This window comes from Rhodococcus sp. NPDC003348 (genome assembly GCF_053589375.1).
The window spans coordinates 42,084-55,845 of record NZ_JBSFRT010000044.1 but is presented as its reverse complement, the minus strand read 5'-3'; the positions used below and the strand labels follow the sequence as shown (position 1 = coordinate 55,845).

13 protein-coding genes are annotated in these 13,762 nt (G+C 68.0%); 4 read left to right on the top strand and 9 right to left on the bottom strand.

From position 1 onward, the window contains the following. Nucleotides 1-6: 6 nt before the first annotated feature. From ACWDU4_RS23490 to ACWDU4_RS23460, 7 genes are all read right to left on the bottom strand, one after another. Nucleotides 7-1,203 (bottom strand): MCE family protein, encoded by a 1,197-nt coding sequence (locus ACWDU4_RS23490; protein WP_450116337.1) that lies wholly within the window; start codon nucleotides 1,201-1,203, stop codon nucleotides 7-9. Next, entirely contained in the window at nucleotides 1,200-2,549 is a 1,350-nt protein-coding gene (locus tag ACWDU4_RS23485) for an MCE family protein (protein ID WP_450116336.1), read from the bottom strand. The genes ACWDU4_RS23490 and ACWDU4_RS23485 overlap by 4 nt, the downstream gene beginning before the upstream one ends. Further along, nucleotides 2,546-3,616: an MCE family protein gene (locus ACWDU4_RS23480; RefSeq protein WP_450116343.1), complete on the bottom strand. Its 1,071-nt coding sequence runs from the start codon at nucleotides 3,614-3,616 to the stop codon at nucleotides 2,546-2,548. The genes ACWDU4_RS23485 and ACWDU4_RS23480 overlap by 4 nt, the downstream gene beginning before the upstream one ends. 85 nt (nucleotides 3,617-3,701) lie before the next feature. Further along, nucleotides 3,702-4,727, bottom strand: coding sequence for an MCE family protein (locus ACWDU4_RS23475; protein ID WP_450116335.1), 1,026 nt, complete (start codon nucleotides 4,725-4,727; stop codon nucleotides 3,702-3,704). After that, the gene (locus ACWDU4_RS23470; RefSeq protein WP_450116334.1) at nucleotides 4,724-5,863 is read right to left on the bottom strand and encodes an MCE family protein; all 1,140 of its coding nucleotides are present in this window, start codon (nucleotides 5,861-5,863) and stop codon (nucleotides 4,724-4,726) included. The genes ACWDU4_RS23475 and ACWDU4_RS23470 overlap by 4 nt, the downstream gene beginning before the upstream one ends. A gap of 67 nt (nucleotides 5,864-5,930) precedes the next feature. Then, on the bottom strand, nucleotides 5,931-6,773 hold the full coding sequence (locus tag ACWDU4_RS23465) for an MlaE family ABC transporter permease (protein ID WP_450116342.1): 843 nt from the start codon (nucleotides 6,771-6,773) through the stop codon (nucleotides 5,931-5,933). Nucleotides 6,774-6,787: 14 nt separating this feature from the next. Beyond that, the gene (locus ACWDU4_RS23460) at nucleotides 6,788-7,552 is read right to left on the bottom strand and encodes an MlaE family ABC transporter permease (protein WP_450116333.1); all 765 of its coding nucleotides are present in this window, start codon (nucleotides 7,550-7,552) and stop codon (nucleotides 6,788-6,790) included. A gap of 370 nt (nucleotides 7,553-7,922) precedes the next feature. On the opposite strand from ACWDU4_RS23460, the gene ACWDU4_RS23455 reads away from it, so the two are divergent. From ACWDU4_RS23455 to ACWDU4_RS23445, 3 genes are read left to right on the top strand one after another with little or no spacing between them, the layout of a single operon-like run. Continuing rightward, a complete protein-coding gene (locus tag ACWDU4_RS23455; protein ID WP_450116332.1) occupies nucleotides 7,923-9,626 on the top strand; it encodes an acyl-CoA synthetase in 1,704 nt (567 codons plus the stop codon). A gap of 58 nt (nucleotides 9,627-9,684) precedes the next feature. Then, nucleotides 9,685-10,122 (top strand): Zn-ribbon domain-containing OB-fold protein, encoded by a 438-nt coding sequence (locus tag ACWDU4_RS23450; protein WP_450116331.1) that lies wholly within the window; start codon nucleotides 9,685-9,687, stop codon nucleotides 10,120-10,122. Further along, nucleotides 10,119-11,264: a thiolase family protein gene (locus ACWDU4_RS23445; RefSeq protein WP_450116330.1), complete on the top strand. Its 1,146-nt coding sequence runs from the start codon at nucleotides 10,119-10,121 to the stop codon at nucleotides 11,262-11,264. The genes ACWDU4_RS23450 and ACWDU4_RS23445 overlap by 4 nt, the downstream gene beginning before the upstream one ends. 68 nt (nucleotides 11,265-11,332) lie before the next feature. Here ACWDU4_RS23445 and ACWDU4_RS23440 read toward each other — a convergent pair whose 3' ends face one another. Both ACWDU4_RS23440 and ACWDU4_RS23435 read right to left on the bottom strand, forming a co-directional pair. Beyond that, nucleotides 11,333-11,524, bottom strand: coding sequence for a ferredoxin (locus ACWDU4_RS23440; RefSeq protein ID WP_450116329.1), 192 nt, complete (start codon nucleotides 11,522-11,524; stop codon nucleotides 11,333-11,335). After that, a complete protein-coding gene (locus tag ACWDU4_RS23435; protein ID WP_450116328.1) occupies nucleotides 11,521-12,726 on the bottom strand; it encodes a cytochrome P450 in 1,206 nt (401 codons plus the stop codon). The genes ACWDU4_RS23440 and ACWDU4_RS23435 overlap by 4 nt, the downstream gene beginning before the upstream one ends. Nucleotides 12,727-12,936: 210 nt before the next feature. On the opposite strand from ACWDU4_RS23435, the gene ACWDU4_RS23430 reads away from it, so the two are divergent. Beyond that, nucleotides 12,937-13,752, top strand: coding sequence for a coniferyl-alcohol dehydrogenase (locus ACWDU4_RS23430; RefSeq protein WP_450116327.1), 816 nt, complete (start codon nucleotides 12,937-12,939; stop codon nucleotides 13,750-13,752). Nucleotides 13,753-13,762 lie beyond the last annotated feature (10 nt).

Genomic DNA, 13,762 nt, shown 5'->3' with positions numbered 1-13,762 from the left:
AACTATTTATCTGGTGGGTTGTTTGTTTTTCTGAGTTTTACTATCCCCAAGGGGGCCGCGGGGGGGGCCCCCCCCCCGGGGCGCGCCCACGGTTTGGGGGGGGGGGCCGCCACCCCCGCCCACGGTGCCGAGAGCCCCCTCGACCCCGCCGAGGGTCCCACCCAGCGGGGTGCCGATCAGGAAGTTGTTGTCGAGCCGGGCGTTCGTCAGGTCGAGGTTGATGTCCAGGTTCGCGTAGTCACCGAGCAGCCACTTGTCCATGTTCTTCGTCGAGAACGGGAAGGTCGGCAGGAGCGACATGACGCCGGCGAGGTGCTCCCCGGTACCGGCCAGTGTCTGCAGGACCGGCGCCAGGTGCTTCAGGTCCGCCTGCAGGTCTGCGCCGCTGGTGTCGAGGATCTGGTTCGTCACCGCGGCGAGCCGCCCCACGGAGGTGACCGCCGTGGTGATGTCCTGCCGTTGCTCGAGCAGAACGTCCAGCGCCGGTGGGAGTCCGTCCAGGGCGTTCGTCAGCACCTGCTGGTCCTGGTCGAACTCGCCCGACAGGCGCTCCAGTCCGTCCAGGGCCGCCACGATGTCGCCGCGCTGATCGTTCAACCCGGACGTGAGCGAGTTCAGTTGCACCAGAACATCTCTGGTAGTCTCACCCCGACCGCCGAGAGCGGTGTCGAGCTCACGGGTGATGTCCTGCAGTTGCGCCAGGCCACCGCCGTTGAGCACCACCGACAGTGCCGAGAGGGTCTGCTCCGTGGTCGGGAAGGCACCGGCCCGCTCCAGCGGGATGACGTCGCCGGCCTCCAGACGCCCCTCCGGTGCGACGTCCGTGGGCGGGGCCAGCTCCAGGTGGTTGGAACCGAGCAGACTGGTCTGCCCGATCCGCGCGGTCACGTTCGCCGGGAGCACCACGCCCGAGTCGAGACCGATGGTGACCATTGCGTGCCAGCCCTCGGCGGCGATCCTCCGGACCGATCCAACGGTCACGTCGTCGACCCGCACCGGCGAGTTCTGCGTCAGCGTGGTGGCATTCGGCAACTGGACGGCGACCTCGTAGGAGTCCTCGCCGGTCCCCCGCGCCCCCGGCATCGGCACCGAGTTCAGGCCGTCCCACTCGCAGCCTGACACCGACAGCGCCACCGCGATCGAGGTGGCGAGTGCGAACACACCCCGGCGCAGCCTCGGCATGGTCGTGATCCGGACGTTCATCGGGTACCTCCGGGGAGGAGCAGAGCACCGAGATCGGTGGGAGCAGTGGCATTTCCGGCCACGGGCCGGGTGATGTCTCCGGCCGCGCCGGGGGCCGTGGCCCCCGCTGCCGTGGTCTTCGAGGCCACTTGGGCCTCGACGCTCGGCGGCTGGAACTCCAGCTGATCGGGGAAGGCGGTGATGCCGCTGACCGGGTTGGTCATGATCGGCGGGTAGTTCACGATCATCCCGTTCATCAGCGGCGCCAGGTATTGACGACAGAGCTCGCCGGTGCGTTCGGTGCCCTCGTTCGCGGTGCCCTCGATGGCACCGCACAGCAACGCCGCCGGATTGGCGACCTCGTTGAGGCCGAACACCCCGGTCAGGGTGCCCTGGGCGGGTTGGTACAGGTTGTAGAAGTTCACCAGGGCGGTCGGGGCGATGTGCAGGACCTGCTCGATCTCCGGACGCTTGTCCGCGAGAACCTGTGTCGCGGTGGCGAGTTCGGAGATGCTGTGCGCCAGCTGGTCGGTGTTGGCACCGAGGAACCGCTGCACGTCCCCGACCGCCGTGTCCAGGTCGGTCAGCGCGGCCCCGAGCTGATCGGAGCTGGACGCGAGGACGTCCCCGACGGTGGCCAGCCGTCCCCCGAACTGGACGATCTGGGAGTTGCTGTTCGAGAGTGCGGTGACGAACGTCTGCAGGTTGCGGATCGTGCCGAGCAGGTCGGTGCGACCGTCCGAGAGCGTGCTCATGGTGTGCGACAGTTCGCGCAGCGCGGCGTTCAGCGCCGGACCGTTGCCGTCCAGGTTGTCGGCTGCGGTGTCGACGAACCGGCCGAACGAGCCCTGCGGATCGTCGGCCTGGGGGCCGAGAGCGTCGGTGAGTTTGTCGAGTTCGTTCTTGATCTCGTCCCACTCGACCGGAACGGCGGTGCGTTCGAGGGGGATCTCGGTGCCCGCGGCGAGGGTCACTCCTCCGGTGAAGGCCGGGGTCAGTTGCACGAACCTCCCGGACACCAGGGATGTCGCCATGATCACGGCCTTGGCGTCCTCGGGAATCTCGACACCGCGGTCGAGCGACATCGTCACCAGCGACGAGTCGCGTCCCGGTTCGATCCGCTCCACCGTGCCAACCCGTACTCCCATCACGCGCACGTCGTCGCCCTGGTAGAGGCCGGTGGTGGACGGGAATCGGGCCGACAGCCGGTAGTGCGTGGTGCGGTCGACCACCAGGTACCCGGCCACGGCCAGTGCCGCGACGAGCACTGCGACGATCCCCCAGCGCAGCACGGTCCGGCTGGGACGCAGCGCGGTCAGCGCACTCGAAGACGGCTTCGCCGTCGGTCCGCTCGTGAACGGTTTCATCGCGGGTTCACCCCCTGGTACTTCTCGATGCTCGGCGGCGGGTCCATCAGTGCCTGCAGGTCCTTCGGCAGCTGGCCCGGATTGACCAGGGAACTCATCAGCGGGGCCAGGAACTCGCCGGCCGCGTAGTTCTGAACGAAGGCCTGGAAGTAGGGCCCGCTGCCCACCGCCTCGCCGAGGGCGGTCGAGTACGGGCCGAGCCCGTCGAGGGCGCCGACGAGGCTGTCGCGGTTGCGGATGAGCAGGGCGGTCACCTGGTCGAGCTTCTGCAGGGTCGGACCGAGCTGTGCCTCGTTGTCGTGGACCACCCCGCTCAGCTGCCTCGAGACCGCCGACACGCCCGAGATCAGTTCGGTGATCGCGTCCCGTCGCCGTTCGAGTTCCCCGAGCAGATCGTTGCCGTCGAGCAGGAGGGCGTTGATCTGGTCGCCTCGCTGCGCGAGCACCGTCGTGACCGAGTGCGCCTTCGCCAGGAGTTCCTCGAGCCCGGCGTCACGCTGGTTCAGGGCGGTGGTGAGATCGGTGATGCCGCGCACCGCCTCCCCGAGGGGCTGCGGTGTGCCGGACAGCGCGCCCGACATCGCGTCGAGGGCCGAGTTCAGCTGCGCGGTGTCGAGGTCGTGCACCGTGCCCGTCAGATCGCCGAGCGCATCGGTCAGCGAGTACGGCGAGGTCGTGCGGTCGTCGGAGATGGTGCCCCGCGCCGGCAGCCGACCCGGGCCCTCCGGAACGACGGCGAGGGACTTACGTCCGAGGATGGTGTTGGTCTTGACGGCCGCGGTCGTCCGGTCACCGAGGGCGACGTCCTCGGCCAGGGTGAACGACACCACGATCCGGTCGCCCTCGATGTCGATGCGGTCGACCGATCCGGAGGTGATCCCGGCAACCTGGACCTTGTCACCGGGCAGCAGTCCGCCTGCGTCGACGAACACCGCACGGTACTGCAGTCCAGAGTGCAGGAACGGCAGCTTGGCGTACTGCAGGGCGGCGAGCACCACCGCCACCGCGAGGACGGTGCCCACCGTCCCGCGACGCAGCAGGCGCCGCCCCGCGGCGTCGGGGTTCATCGGCCGCCCGCTCACCCGATCCCCCCGCTTGTTCTCACTGGTACGGACGCCATTTCGGCCACGCAGCGAAAGCCCTCGGGTCGGCTCATTTCGGTCCGCACCTTCCCTCGTTGCTCGATCCGGGAACCTTGATCTTGATGGTCTGGCCGTCGCCGGCGCTGAAGCGCAACGAGGCGGTGCAGATGTAGAACTGGAAGAAGGAGCCGTACGCGCCGAGGCGGCTCAGCCGGCGGTAGACGTCCGGCAGGGCCTGCAGGTTCTCCTCCAGCGTGTCGCTGCTCGCATCCAGATTGCCCGCCAGGATGCCGGTCTGTTCGATGGTCTTCTGCAGGTCGGGGCGGCCGGCCTGCAGCAACTCGGCCAGTCCCGATGTGGCGTCGGCGATCCGCGGAATCGCGTCGCCGATCGGGTCCCGGTCGGCGGAGAGTCCGCTGACGAGTTGCTGGAGCCGGTCGAGGGTGCCGGAGAACTCGTCACGTTTGCCGTCCAGGGTCGCCAGGACGGAGTTCAGGTTGTCGATGACCTCACCGATCACCTGGTCTCGCTCCGCCAGTGTGGAGGTCAACGACCCGGTGCTGCCGAGCAGGGAGACGAGGGTGTCGCCCTGCCCCTGGAACACCTGGACCAGCGCCTCGGACAGGCTGTTGACCTGATCCGGATCGAGTCCGCGCAGCAGCGGCTTGAAGCCGCCGAGCAGCAGGTCGAGGTCCAGCGCGGGTTCGGTCTGCGACAGCGGGATGGTGTCGCCGGCGGCCATGGGCTCCGTCGATCCGGGCCCCTCGCCCAGTTCGAGATAGCGATCCCCCACCAGGTTCTCGTAGCGGATCGTCGCACGTGTCGCGGCGGGCAGCGAGTAGGTGTCCTCCACATCGAAGGTGACGTGCGCGAGATTGTCCCGTCCGCGGTCGACGCCCGTGACGGTGCCCACCTCGGCGCCGGCGATGCGAACCTTGGCACCGGAGTGCATCCCGGACGAATTGGTGAACACCCCGTGGTAGGTGGTCGTGGACGCGAAACGGGCCTCGCTGAAGACCACAACGAGCCCTGCGAAGATCAGGGCCATCACCGCCGCGAAGACGGCGAACTTGACGATCGTCGCGTTCCTGCTCACTGTCCCATCCCCGGGTAGAGGCCGTCGAAGAACACCTGGAAGAACTTGGGCGGATTGGTGATCGACGTCGTCCGCGGCGCGTACGGCACCGGCGCGTTGTCGGTGACCACGAACGGTGGCCGATCTCCGGGTCCGGGCACGTGCGGCAGGTCGGCACAGTTCGGTCCGCCCGAGGCGTTCACGCGCGGCAGGCTGTCCGGATAGGTGTAGGGCTCGACGCCGTAGGTCATGCCCACGCTCAGCGCGAAGCCCTGCGACATACCGCCTTCCACCGCCTCGGCTTTCGGCCGGAGCAGGTCGAGACCGATCAGCATGCACGAGATGGACGGCGAGTACTCGTCGAGCAGTTCCGCGGTCGGGCGCAGCAGGCCGATCGCGGACGTCAGGTCGCGCTGGTTGTCGGTGAGGACCCCGGTGGCGTTGTCGGCGAGTCCGGTGACATCCAGCAGCAGGGTCTGCAGGCCGCTCGCCTCCTCGGTGACCATCCGGCCGGTCGAGGTCACGTTGTCGACCGTGCGCAGCAGGTCGTCGGCGGTGTCGGCGTACACCCCGGTCACCGTTGCGGCTGCGGACAGACCGTGTTGCAACGCGGGCAGACTCGGGTTGATCTGCCGCAGGAGTGCATCGGTGTCGTCGATCAGGGTGCCGATCCGCTCGCCTCGCCCGCGCAGTGCGGTGGAGATCGCGCCGAGCGTTTCGTTGAGTTTCTCCGGTTCCACCCGGTGCAGGACGGTGGCGAGATTCTCGAACAGGGTGTTGAACTCGACCGTGACGGATTCCGCGGAGAGCGTCGTTCCCGCCTGGAGGTAACCGGCGGTCGGCGTCGCGGGCGGTGTGAAATTGACGTACTTCGCGCCGAACACGGTGGTGGACCTGATGTCCACCGTGGCGTTCGCGGGGATCTGCTCGAGTCCGTGCGGATCCATGTCGAGTGCGATGACGGCCTCGTCCCCGTCGTAGTCGATGGAGGCCACCCGGCCCACCTCGACGCCGCGCATCATGACCTTGGCCTGCGGTTCCATCACCAGGCCTGCGCGCGGGGACACCACGGTGACCCGCTCGGCGCGGCTGAACCCGCCGAGGAAGGCGGTCAGCGCGGTGGCCACGACGAGGACCAGCGCGGTGGCGAATGCCACTGCCACGATCCGACGAGGCACGGGCCGGTCGAACAGTTCGGTACCTGACATCGCCACGCGCCGCCGCCTATCCGGTGAGGTGGAAGTTGCCGGACATCCCGTACACCACCAGCGAGATGAGCAGGGTCACCGTCACCACCACGATCAGGGAAGCGCGCACCGCGTTGCCCACCGCCAGGCCGACCCCGACGGGGCCACCGGAGGCGTGGAAGCCGAAGTAGGTGTGGATGAGCATCACCGCCAGTGCCATCACGATCGCCTGGACGAAGGACCAGAGGATGTCGGTGGGTACCAGGAAGGTGGAGAAGTAGTGGTCGTAGAGGCCCGGCGACTGCCCGTACATCCACACGGTGGCGAACCGGCTGGCGACGAAGGACGCGGCCACCGCGAGTGCATAGAGCGGGACGATCGCGATCATCCCGGCGACCACTCGGGTGCTGACCAGGTACGGAACCGACGGGATCGCCATCGTCTCCAGTGCGTCGATCTCCTCCGAGACCCGCATGGCGCCGAGCTGGGCGGTGGATCCGGCCCCGATCGTGGCCGCGAGCCCGATGCCGGCGATCACCGGGGCCGCGATCCGGACGTTGACGAACGCCGCGAAGAATCCGGTCAGCGCCTCCACGCCGATGTTCCCGAGCGAGCTGTACCCCTGCACTGCGATGGTGCCGCCGGTGAACAGCGTCAGGAAGCCGACGATCACCACGGTGCCACCGATCACCGCGAGCGCACCCGTTCCCATGCTGATCTCCGCGACCAGACGCACGGTCTCCCGGGGATAGTGTTTGATCGCCTTGGGCGTGTGCCACAACGCTTTTGCGTAGAAGACCGCCTGGCCACCGAAGCCGTCCACGGCATTGAGCGACCGGCGGTACCGGCGGCGGGCGATCGGATACCTGCTGCGAACCACGTCGACCACGGCGGTCACCGCGCCGTCAGGGAGATGCCGACCGCGGTCACGACGATGTTGACCACGAACAGCGCCATGAAGGCGAATACGACGGTCTGGTTGACCGCATCCCCCACGCTCTTGGGACCGCCGCGTACGTTCAGTCCGAGGAAGCAGGCCATCAGACCGGCGATCAGCCCGAACAGTCCGGCCTTGACCTGGGAGATGAGCAGTTCACCGAGTCCGGTCAGCAGCGTGATCCCGTTGACGAAGGCGCCCGGGTTGACGCCCTGGAGCAGCACGGAGAACAGGAATCCACCGGCGATGCCGATGGTGCACACCAGCCCGTTGAGCAGGAGCGCGACCGTGGTCGAGGCCAGGACGCGGGGCACAACGAGCCGCTGGATCGGATCGATGCCCAGTACGCGCATCGCGTCGATCTCCTCGCGGATGGTGCGCGCGGCCAGGTCCGCACAGATCGCGGTGGCGCCGGCACCTGCCACGATGAGCACCGTGACCACCGGACCGACCTGGGTCACCGATCCGAGCGCCGCACCCGCACCGCTGAGGTCGGCGGCGCCGATCTCACGCAGCAGGATGTTGATGGTGAAGCTCACCAGCACGGTGAACGGCACGGCCACCAGGACGGTGGGGACGATCGAGACGCGGGCAACGAACCACGACTGCTCGATGTACTCGCGCCACTGGAACGGCCGGCGAAACGATGCGCGGGCCACGTCGACCACGAGATCGAAGAAGCCCCCTGCCGCCCGTAACGGGACTGCCACAACACTGTTCATCGCGCCCCCAAGTCGGCCCAACGGGAAATGCGGTCTCGCCACGCTCCGGGAACCTCGGAACGGGCCACCGGACGCACTCCATTCGCGGCGCGTTCGGTGTCTCGAACCACCCGGGGCACCAATCTGATTCGCCTCCGCTACGGCGTCACCAGAGCCTCGTAGGCGCCGATGCTAGCAGATACCGCATGGCCAACAGTAGATGTTCCGATAGCCTTCCATGAGGCGTGGACGCGCCTCCCCGGCACATCCGGTCCACCCCACCGAATCTCCTGGCACTTTCGCCCGCGGCGCTCTATCGTAATGGTTTCAGTAGTACTTACAGTGAACCCTGAACCGAGTGCCGTACCCGTATACGACCCGAGGAGCAGCGTTGCCCGACCCCAAGACGGAAGCCGCACCGACGATTCCGCAGTTCACCCTTCCCGCCGTCGCGGACGCCGTCGCCGCCGCGATCCCCGATCGCGAGCTCATCGCGTTCGGCGACCGCCACCTCACCTACGCCCAGGTGGCCGACCGCTCCCGGCGGCTTGCCACCTACCTGCGATCACGCGGACTCGGTTGCCGGACCGAGCGGTCGCAACTGGCCGCGCACGAGACCGGCCAGGACCTGATCGGCATCTACGCGTACAACGGCAACGAGTACGTCGAGTCCCTGCTCGGCGCGTTCCGCGCCCGGGTCGCGCCGTTCAACGTCAACTACCGATACGTCGAGAACGAACTGCGCTATCTGCTCGGGGACGCCGGCGCGAGCGCACTGGTCTACAACGCGAGCTTCGCCCCGCAACTGCAGAAGATCCGCGACCAGCTGCCGCAGCTGTCCGTGCTGGTCCAGATCGCCGACGAATCCGGCAACGCGCTGCTCGACGGCGCCGTCGACTACGAGGAAGCGCTCGCGAGCGTCGACCCGCTCGACGATCTTCCGGAGAACTCTCCGGACGACCTCTACGTCCTCTACACCGGTGGCACCACCGGCATGCCGAAGGGCGTGTTGTGGCGTCAGCACGACATCTTCATGGGCGCCTGTGGCGGCAAGGACTTCTACAGCGGCATTCCGGTCGGCTCCTACGAGGAGATCGCCGACCGCGCGCGGTCGAATCCCGGATTGAAGGTGTTCGTCGTGCCGCCACTGATTCACGGCGCCGCCCAGTGGGCCGCGCTCACCGCCCTCACCACCGGGCAGACTCTGGTCTTCCCGCCGGCCTCGGATCGTCTCGACGCCGAGGCGGTGGTGAGCACCATCGAACGCGACCGTCCGAACGTCGTGATGGTCGTCGGGGACGCCACGGCCCGTCCCCTGCTCGCCGCCTTCGAGCGGGGCGACGCCGACACCTCGTCGCTGAACATCGTCGCCAACGGCGGCGCCCAGCTGACACCCGGGATCAAGCAACGCCTGCTCGCCGCGTTGCCGGGCACGATCGTCATGGACGGCGCCGGCTCGTCCGAGACCGGTGCCCAGATGATGCACGTGTCCTCTGCGGGCGCGGTGTCGACGGGCACGTTCAACCCGAGCTCGTACACCTGTGTCCTGTCCGAGGACCTGACGGCCGTCGCCGAGCCCGGGCACGAGGGCATCGGCTGGCTGGCGCAGCGGGGCTACGTTCCGCTCGGCTACAAGGGCGACGAAACCAAGACGGCGGCAACCTTTCCGGTGATTGGCGGGGAGCGCTACGCGCTGCCCGGTGACCGGGCCCGGCACTTGGCGGACGGCAGCTTCGAACTGCTCGGCCGGGACTCGGTCACGATCAACTCCGGTGGCGAGAAGATCTTCGTCGAGGAGGTCGAGTCGGCCATCGCCTCGCACCCCGCCGTCGGGGACGTAATCGTCGCCGGACGCCCGAGTGACCGGTGGGGCGAGGAGGTCGTCGCGATCGTGCAACTGGCCGACGGCGCACAGGCCACCGAGAGCGAGATCGTCGACCATGCGGCGGCGTCGATCGCGCGGTACAAGTTGCCGAAGTCCGTGCTGTTCCGCGACCGGATCGAGCGCAGCCCCGTCGGCAAGGCCGACTACCGCTGGGCTCGCGAACAGGCCGCCGCCGCACCCCGCCCCGAGACCGCGCCCAGTCCGGCGTGACCTCCGGGCACGCACGCCCATCCCATCCGAACCCGGCAATCGGCACTCTGGAGGCCCCATGCCCACAGTCATCTCACCCGAGATCTCGACCTGGCCCGACCCCGAACCGCACCTGCTCGGCAGCCGCTGCGACGCCTGCGCGGCGACCGTCTTCCCGGTCCAGGCGCAGTGTCCGCGCTGCAGCGCGGCGTCGATGACGGATGTGGAGTTGCCCAGACGCGGCACTCTCGTCTCCTGGACCACCCAGGGATTCCTCCCCGGGCCGCCCTATCTCGGCAAGGAGACCGCGAAGACGTTCACCCCGTTCGGCGTCGGGCTCGTCCAACTCGGTGACGTGATCCGCGTCGAGGGCCGGCTCACCGAGAACGACCCGGCCGCACTGCGATTCGGAATGGAGATGGAACTGACGATGATTCCGCTGAGCACCGACGAATCCGGGGACGAGATTCTGACCTTCGCGTTCGAGCCGGTCCCGACGACGGGAGGTGCCGCATGAACGACGTGGCCATCATCGGCGTGGGCATGCACCCGTTCGGCCGGTTCGAGGGCAAGACCGCCATGCAGATGGGCGCCGACGCCATCCGGGCCGCGCTGACCGACGCCGGGCTCGAGTGGCGCGACATCCAGTTCGCGGTCGGCGGCAGCTGGGAGGTCGCCAATCCGGATGCCATCGTCAGCCTGGTCGGGCTGACCGGCATTCCCTTCACGAACGTGTTCAACGCCTGCGCCACCGCAGCCAGCACGACCGAGGCCTGCGCCGACGCGATCCGCCTCGGTCGCTACGACATCGGTATCGCGATCGGTATGGACAAGCATCCCCGCGGCGCCTTCACGGTGGATCCCACGCTGGTGGGGATGCCGAAGTGGTACGGCGAGAACGGCCAGTACCTCACCACGAAGTTCTTCGGAATGAAGGCGAACCGGTACCTGCACGACCACGACATCTCCGAGATGACCCTGGCACGGGTGGCGGCGAAGAACTACCGCAACGGTGTGCTCAACCCGAATGCCTACCGACGCAAGCCGATCCCCGAGGAGGAGATCCTGGCGTCGCCGATGCTCAACCACCCGTTGACGCACTACATGTTCTGCTCCCCCGACGAGGGTGCCGCGGCGGTGATCATGTGCCGGGCGGACATCGCACACCGGTTCACCTCCAAACCGGTCTACCTGCGATCGGTCGAGGTCCGGACCCGCAGCTACGGCGCGTACGAGGTGAACACCACCTACGCGCCGGTCGAGGAGGATGCCTCCCCCTCGGTGTACGCCTCGCGCGCGGCCTTCGAATCCGCAGGTATCGGCCCGGGGGACATCGACGTGATCCAACTCCAGGACACCGACGCCGGCGCGGAGGTCATTCACATGGCCGAGGCCGGGTTCTGCGCCGACGGGGACCAGGAGAAGCTGATCGCCGAGGGCGCCACCGAAATCGGTGGATCCATGCCGGTCAACACCGACGGCGGACTGATCGCCAACGGTGAACCGATCGGCGCATCCGGGCTGCGTCAGCTGCACGAACTGGTGCTGCAGTTGCGCGGCGAAGCGGGGCCACGTCAGGTGGCGGACAACCCGCGGGCCGGGTTCGCGCTGCTCTACGGTGCGCCCGGCACGGCCGGCGCCACCGTGGTCAGCACCTGAGACACAGCGTGGACGAGCTGGGGGCCAACCGCTTTCGCGGCCGGCCCCCAGTTCGTTTCGCCCGACGGTCAGTCGACGATGGTGATGGCCTGCCTCGGACACTGCCGCGCCGCCTCGCGGATCCCCTGCTCGTTGTCCGGGGTCACCTCGGGCCGCAGCACCGTCAGGTGGTCGTCCTCGCCGAGGTCGAAGACGTCCGGGGCGATGCCGACGCACACCGCGTTGCTCTCGCAGACACCGAAGTCGACCTCGACCCTCATCGGAGCACCCGGACCGGCACGGTGTTCCAGCCTGCGACGTTCTGCATGGTGACGCGTGTGCAACGGTCGAAGTCCACCTCGAAGCGCGGCATGAAATCGAGCAGGCGATCGAGCGCGATCGCGCTCTCCATCCGGGCCAGAGCCGCGCCGAGGCAGCTGTGGATTCCGTAGCCGAAACCGAGGTTCGGCGATTCGGAGCGATTGCGGTCGATGTCGAAGACGTCCGGATCGCTGAACGCCTCGGGGTCCCGGTTGGCCGATCCCAGCATCAGGAAGACGGGCTTGCCCGCCGGGATCGTGACGCCGTGCAGTGTCACGTCCTTCATCGAGTACCGCACGTTGTACTGGTTCGGGGACTCGTAGCGGAGCAACTCCTCGACGGCCGCAGGAATGCGGCCGCGATCCTCGAGCAGCTTCTCCCACTCTCCGGGGTTACGAGCGAACAGCACACCGGCGTTGCCGATCAGCTTCGCGACCGTCTCGGCACCCGCACCGCCGAGGAGAGAGGCGAAGGCCGCGATCTCGAGCGTCGACAGCTTGGTCTTCTCACCGTCTTCCCGCTCCACCTCGGCCTGGACCAACTGGGTGATCATGTCGTCGCACGGGTTCTCCCGGCGCTCGTTCGCCAGCCCGTAGTAGTACCGGGTCATCTCGACGACCGCCTGCCGGCCGCGCTCGGACATGTCGACCTGTCCGATCTCCCGGTGCAGCAGGTCGTCGGTCCACAGCCGGACCTGGAGACGCATCTCCTCCGGAACGCCGAGCATCCGGGAGACCACCTCGATCGGGAACAGCACCGAGAAGTCCTGCACCAGATCGAATCCCGCGGGATCCACCTGGCCCAGGTAGTGGTCGACCAGTTCGGTGACGACCGGCTTGAGCGCCTGGATGGCGCGCGGCGTGAACACCCGGCTGACCAGGCTTCGCATGTGACGGTGTTCGGGCGGATCGAGCACGATCACCGACTTGAGCACCGGCGGCTCCCCGGTACGCACCATGGACAGGTCCATGCCGCGTGAGGAGGAGAAGGTCTCGAAGTCCCGGTACGCGGCCGACACGTCCTCGTGGCGGGTCAGCGCGTAGAAGTCGTACTCCTGGCTGTAGTAGACCGGCGCTTCCTCCCGCATGCGCCGGTACAGCTCGTACGGTCCGCCGAAGAACTCCTCGGAGAACGGGTCGAACACGAGCTTCGTCTTGGTCACTGCACCCTCCTGTCATCCCGCCATCCGGCCGGGCAGGACAGCTCGAAGTAACTTACCGTAAGGCATACTATAATTTCGTCGGTCCGTTCGCCACACTCCCACGAAGACCCCTTGCCGGAGCAGTCGGAAATTATTACAGTCGCGTTTACAGTACGAACATTCCAGGGGTGTCCCGACACCCGAACCGCAACACAGGACGGTGGCGCGCCAGTGGAATCCGAAGAGCAGAACTCCGGGAAACAGACGTCCGGGAAGCAGAAGATCGTCGTGGTCGGCGCCGGCTCGGGAATCGGGGCGGCCACCGCCGCTCATTTCCACCGGCAGGGACACCACGTCCTCGCGGTCGACGCTCGCGAGAACACCACTCCCGCAAGCGAACACCGCCGGTGCGACCTCCGCGACAAGGCGTCGGTCGACGCACTGCTCGCCGACATCGGCGACGGCTGGGACCTGCTGGCGCACGTCGCCGGGGTCCCCGGCACCGCCCCCGCCGGGGACGTCCTGCTCGTCAACTACCTCGGAGTCCGGCTGATGGCCGAGCGGATGCTCCCCCGACTCAACCAGGGCGGCGCCATCGTCGTGGTGGCCTCCACCGCGGCACTCGGCTGGCAGGACCGCACCGCCGAACTGGCCGGGCTCCTCGAGGCCACCGACGCCGACTCGGTTCTCGCCTGGCAGCAGACGCAGGACCCGAACTACCCGGTGTACAGCACCTCGAAGCAGGCGGTGCTCCACTACACGCGCCGGCTCAGCGCGCCGGCATGGGCGAAGTACGGCGTCCGGGTCAACACCGTCAGCCCCGGCCCCACCGAGACGCCGATCCTGACCGACTTCGAGCAGACCATGGGCAAGGACGTGCTCGACATGGCCCGCGGCACCGTCGGACGACACGCCACCGTCGACGACATCGTCCCGGTGATCGAGTTCCTCGGCTCCCCCGGCGCCCGCTGGGTCGTCGGCCAGGACATCCAGGTCGACGGCGGCTTCATCACCTCGATGCTGGCCGGCGCGCCGATCGCGCTCTGACCTCACGACA